Annotated in this window: 3 protein-coding genes and 1 rRNA gene; 3 read left to right on the top strand and 1 reads right to left on the bottom strand. The window is 29.2% G+C overall.

Features of this window, described 5'->3' with window-relative positions; genetic code table 11:
- Positions 1-82 precede the first annotated feature (82 nt).
- Positions 83-199 (top strand): 5S ribosomal RNA (gene rrf, locus ATCC9714_RS16370).
- 99 nt (positions 200-298) lie between these two features.
- Here the strand turns inward: rrf and ATCC9714_RS16365 are convergent.
- The gene (locus ATCC9714_RS16365; RefSeq protein ID WP_057545388.1) at positions 299-1,477 is read right to left on the bottom strand and encodes a pyridoxal phosphate-dependent aminotransferase; all 1,179 of its coding nucleotides are present in this window, start codon (positions 1,475-1,477) and stop codon (positions 299-301) included.
- Between the two features lie 354 nt (positions 1,478-1,831).
- On the opposite strand from ATCC9714_RS16365, the gene ATCC9714_RS16360 reads away from it, so the two are divergent.
- On the top strand, positions 1,832-4,183 hold the full coding sequence (locus tag ATCC9714_RS16360; RefSeq protein ID WP_057545390.1) for an anaerobic ribonucleoside triphosphate reductase: 2,352 nt from the start codon (positions 1,832-1,834) through the stop codon (positions 4,181-4,183).
- A gap of 21 nt (positions 4,184-4,204) precedes the next feature.
- Entirely contained in the window at positions 4,205-4,744 is a 540-nt protein-coding gene (gene nrdG / locus ATCC9714_RS16355) for an anaerobic ribonucleoside-triphosphate reductase activating protein (RefSeq protein WP_057545389.1), read from the top strand.
- Positions 4,745-5,131: the final 387 nt, after the last annotated feature.

The following is a 5,131-nucleotide window of genomic DNA, read 5'->3' as shown; positions in this document are numbered from 1 at the left end:
GGTGTAGCTCAATGGTAGAGTTCCGGCCTTCCAAGCCGGCTGTGAGGGTTCGATCCCCTTCACCCGCTCCAAATAAAGATTATGTGGTTATTATAGCAAAGAGGATACACCTGTTCCCATCCCGAACACAGAAGTTAAGCTCTTTAGCGCCGATGGTACTTGGTGGGAAGCTGCCTGGGAGAGTAGGACGTAGCCACGTAGTCTTTTTATTTTTTACAAATAAAAAGTTAGACCTTGTTATACGTAAAACATAAAAAAAGCCTTACTAATTTTTAGTAGGGCTTTTTTATTTGACTAATTATAAAGTTTCTGCAAACTCAACTATTCTATTTAATCCATTTGTAAAGTTTTCTTCACTGCAAGCATAAGAAATTCTTATATAATCATCCATACCAAACGCTATTCCAGGAACTGCTGCAACTTTATAATTTTCTAATAAATCATTACAAAATTGTATAGATAAACTATCTGTGTATGCTAAACTATCTTTTACCTTTGATATATCTATAAATACATAGAAAGCGCCTTCTGGATTTATAAAATCTAATTTATTTGATTTATTTAATATCTTAACTACAGCATCTCGTCTATTCTTATATATCTTAACCACTTCATCTATATACTCAGAACATTCTTTCAAAGCTCCATAACCTATATATTGGCTAGTTAATGCAGGATGAGATACTAAGTGACCTTGTATAGCTGAGATAGCTTTAGCAATCTCTTTATTACTTGCAGTATATCCAAGTCTTAAGCCTGTCATTGCAAATGACTTAGAAAAACCATTTATAGTAACAGTTATATTTTTTATATCATCACCTAAAGAGGCTATAGAAGTAAATTTATCTTTATAACAAATTCTTTCATATATCTCATCAGCTAGGATATAAACATTATTTTCTAGACAAACATTAGCTATATCTAATAACTCTTCTCTTGTATAAACAGATCCTGTTGGATTTGAAGGATTATTTAAAAATAATAATTTAGTTTTAGGAGTTATAGATTTTTCTAATATTTCTTTTGTAAGTTTAAATCCGTTTTCTTTTTTAGTTTCTATAAAAACTGGATTAGCATTAACTAATTTAATCATTTCAGGATAACTAACCCAATAAGGTTTTGGTATTAAAATATCATCACCTGGATTTACAAGTGCTAGTAAAGTATTTGTTATTGCATGTTTAGCTCCACTAGAAACAACAATTTCATCTATATCGTATATACAATTGTTTTCAGATTTAAGCTTTTCACATAATTGCTCTCTAAGAATTTTTAACCCAGGAACAACATCATAATTGGTACAGTTATCTTTAAGAGAATTTATACCATATTCAATTGCTTTATTAGGAACAGAAACATCAGGTTCACCAATACTTAAATCAATTATATCTTTACCCTCAGATTTAAGGTTACGAACTTTAGTACTTATACTTATAGTATAAGAAGGGGTAATATTATTTAGTCTATTAGCTAGCATTTCACAAAATCTCCTTTTTAAAAATAGATAATTATATTATATATTAAATTATCATAATATAGGAAGTTATATGATATTTGTCGTAAAAAGTAAGAAAATTTTAAGGAAATTTTGTAAAAAAAATTAAAAAATATGAATCTATTAGAAACACTAATGTTCAAAAAATGTAGATAGCAATTTCAATGCTTAGAGGGCGTTTGACGATTCTAAATAAATTTGATAACCTTATAGAGTAATAACTTTGAAGTTTCCCTTTAACTTTGTTGAAGGGGATTTTTTTCATCCTACAATACTATATATAGTATGTGGGATGTTTTATTAACACAATATATAGTTATGAAGGGGGATTTTGTTGTGATAGAAACTGTAAGAAAAAGGGATGGTAGATTGATACCTTTTAATTCTGACAGAATAACAAGAGCTATATTTTTAGCTGCAAATAAAGTTGCTGAAAGAGAAAATAAAAATGCTAATTATAGCTTAGCTGAAATCTTAACACAAGATGTAATTAAATTATTAAATTTGAAATATGTAAACAAGACTCCTGGAGTTGAAGATATACAAGATGCAGTTGTTAAAGTTTTAATAGAAAAAGGACATGCAAAAACTAGTGAAGAGTATATAACATATAGAACTGAAAGAAATAGAATAAGGAATTCTAAATCAAGACTTATGAAATCTATAAAGCAAATTACTTTTTCAGATGCAGATGATGCAGATATAAAAAGAGAAAATGCTAATATAGATGGAAACACTGCTATGGGAACTATGCTTCAATATGGAAGTACAGTGTCTAAAGAATTTTGTAAGACTCATATATTAAAACCTGAACATGCGTTCGCTCATGATAATGGAGATATACATATACATGATATGGATTTTTTAAATATGGGGACATTAACATGTTGTCAAATAGATTTAATAAAGTTATTTAAGGATGGATTTTCTACAGGACATGGATTCTTAAGAGAGCCTAATGATATTATAAGTTATGCAGCTTTAGCGGCAATAGCAATACAAAGCAATCAAAATGATCAACATGGAGGGCAAAGTATACCTTATTTTGATTATGGATTAGCAGAGGGTGTATATAAAACATTTAAAAAGATATATGCCAATAATATATCAAAGGCATTAGAATTATATGAAGGAATAGACAGTATAGAAGATATAAAAACTATAATATCTTATGTGGAAGAACAAACAGGAACTAAAGCTAGTTTAGAATTAAGTGATTCATATATAGAATTAGAGAAAGAAGAATTATCTAAAAAGTTTAGTATAGATAATGAAAAAGCAAGTAAAATTCAATTATTTGCATATAAACAAGCTAAAAAAGAGACGGATAGAAATACTTATCAAGCTATGGAAGCTTTCATACACAATTTAAACACTATGCATTCAAGAGCAGGAGCACAAGTACCATTTTCAAGTGTGAATTTTGGAACTGATACATCAGAAGAAGGAAGGCTAGTTACTAAAAATTTACTATTATCAGTAGAGAAAGGATTAGGAAATGGAGAAACTGCTATATTCCCAATACTTATCTTTAAGGTAAAAGAAGGTGTTAACTTAAATGATGGAGATCCAAATTATGATTTATTTAAGTTAGCATGTAGGGTATCAGCTAAAAGATTGTTCCCTAACTTTAGTTTCTTAGATGCTCCATTTAATGCTAAGTATTATGTAGAAGGTAGACCGGAAACAGAGGCTACATATATGGGATGCAGAACGAGAGTTGTTGGAAATGTATGTGGAGATGAAATTGTAAGCGGAAGAGGAAACTTATCATTTACTACAATAAATTTACCTAGACTTGGAATAAAACATGGTTTAATTCATAAAAAAGACACAGATATAGAAGGATTTTATAAAGATCTAGATGAGAAGATAGACTTAGTTATAGATCAACTCTTAGAAAGATTTGAGGTACAAGGTAATAAGAAAGTAAAGAACTTCCCGTTTTTAATGGGCCAAAATGTATGGTTAGGGTCAGATGAGTTAGGACCTAATGATACTTTAAAAGAAGTAATAAAGCAAGGAACATTAACAGTTGGATTTATAGGATTAGCAGAATGTTTAATTGCGCTTACAGGTAAACATCATGGAGAAAGTGAAGATTCACAAAAACTTGGATTAGAAATAATAACTCATATGAGAGATAGGATGGAAGAAGCCAGTGAAAAATATGGTTTAAACTTCTCACTTATAGCTACTCCAGCAGAAGGTTTATCAGGAAGATTTACTGAAATAGATAAAAAGCAATATGGACAAATAGAGGGGATAACAGATAAAGAATATTATACAAATTCATTCCATGTACCTGTATATTATAAAATTAGTTCATTTGATAAATTAAAAAAAGAAGCTCCATATCATGAATTAACTAATGCGGGTCATATAACGTATATAGAGTTAGATGGAAGTCCTTCTAATAATTTAGAAGCTTTTGAAACTATAATAAGAGCAATGAAAGAGTTAGGAATAGGATATGGAAGTATAAATCATCCACTAGACAGGGATCCTGTATGTGGATTTTCAGGAGTTATACCTGGAGATACTTGTCCTGCTTGCGGAAGAAAAGAGACAGATGGAGAAGTAGGCTTTGAGAGAATAAGAAGAATAACTGGATATTTAGTAGGTACAGTTGATAGATTTAACAATGCTAAAAAGGCAGAAGTTAGAGATAGAGTTAAACATAGTTAATTTTTAAATGGGGTGAGTTTTATGAAGATAAGATTAGCTTCACCAATTACTTTAGATAGTATAGTTGATGGACCTGGATTAAGAGCTGTATTGTGGACTCAAGGATGTAATCACAATTGTAAGGGGTGTCACAATCCTCAAACTCATGATATTCTTGGTGGATATGAAGAAGATACAGGTAATATAAATAATGAAATAAGAAAATTAAAACTTCATAGAGGTATAACTTTATCAGGTGGTGAACCTTTTTTACAAAGTGAAGCTTTGGCAGAAGTTGCAAAGACATGTAAAGAAAATAATTTGGATGTGTGGATTTATAGTGGATATACAATTGAAGAACTTTTAAATAAAAAAAACTCTTCTTATTTTAATAACTTGAATTTACTTAGAAATGTTGACGTATTAGTAGATGGAAGATTTATAGAAGCTAAAAGAGATATTAGCCTTAAATTTAGAGGATCATCTAATCAGAGAATAATAGATGTGAAAAAAACCTTAGAAACAAAACAAGTTCATCTTCATGAAGAGTATATGAAAGAAGACTTGAGTATAGCTAAATAAAAAGATTTTGGTATTTTTTTTACCAAAATCTTTTTTTATTTTATTGAAAAATGTAATAAAACATAATAAAAAGTTATTAACCCACAAAGCAGGTAAAAAAACAGTGGATAATGTGGACAATTTTGTTAAAAATAAGATAAATAGCTAAACTAAAACTGTAGATAATGTGGATAAAAAAGTGGATAACTTGTTGGCTACTTTCTTAAATAAAGTAAATTAAAAAAATAATTAAAAAAAATAAAAAAAACTGTTGACGGTGGTTTAATTAGATGGTAAAGTATTACTTGTCCTTAAGACAAGGGCAAAACAAACTAAGAACTTTGAAAATTAAACAGTAGGTTAATTATATAAATTCTTTTTAAAGAATTAAACAACAAACAACCAAGC

The organism is Paraclostridium sordellii (assembly GCF_000953675.1).
GTDB lineage: Bacteria > Bacillota > Clostridia > Peptostreptococcales > Peptostreptococcaceae > Paraclostridium > Paraclostridium sordellii.
Note: the sequence above shows the minus strand (reverse complement) of the source record. Positions and strands in the feature narration are given on the sequence as shown.

Excerpts from the sequence above, each read along its gene's own strand:
- nrdG (WP_057545389.1), top strand. The coding sequence starts at position 4,205 with ATGAAGATAAGATTAGCTTCACCAATTACTTTAGATAGTATAGTTGAT.
- ATCC9714_RS16365 (WP_057545388.1), bottom strand. The coding sequence starts at position 1,477 with ATGCTAGCTAATAGACTAAATAATATTACCCCTTCTTATACTATAAGT.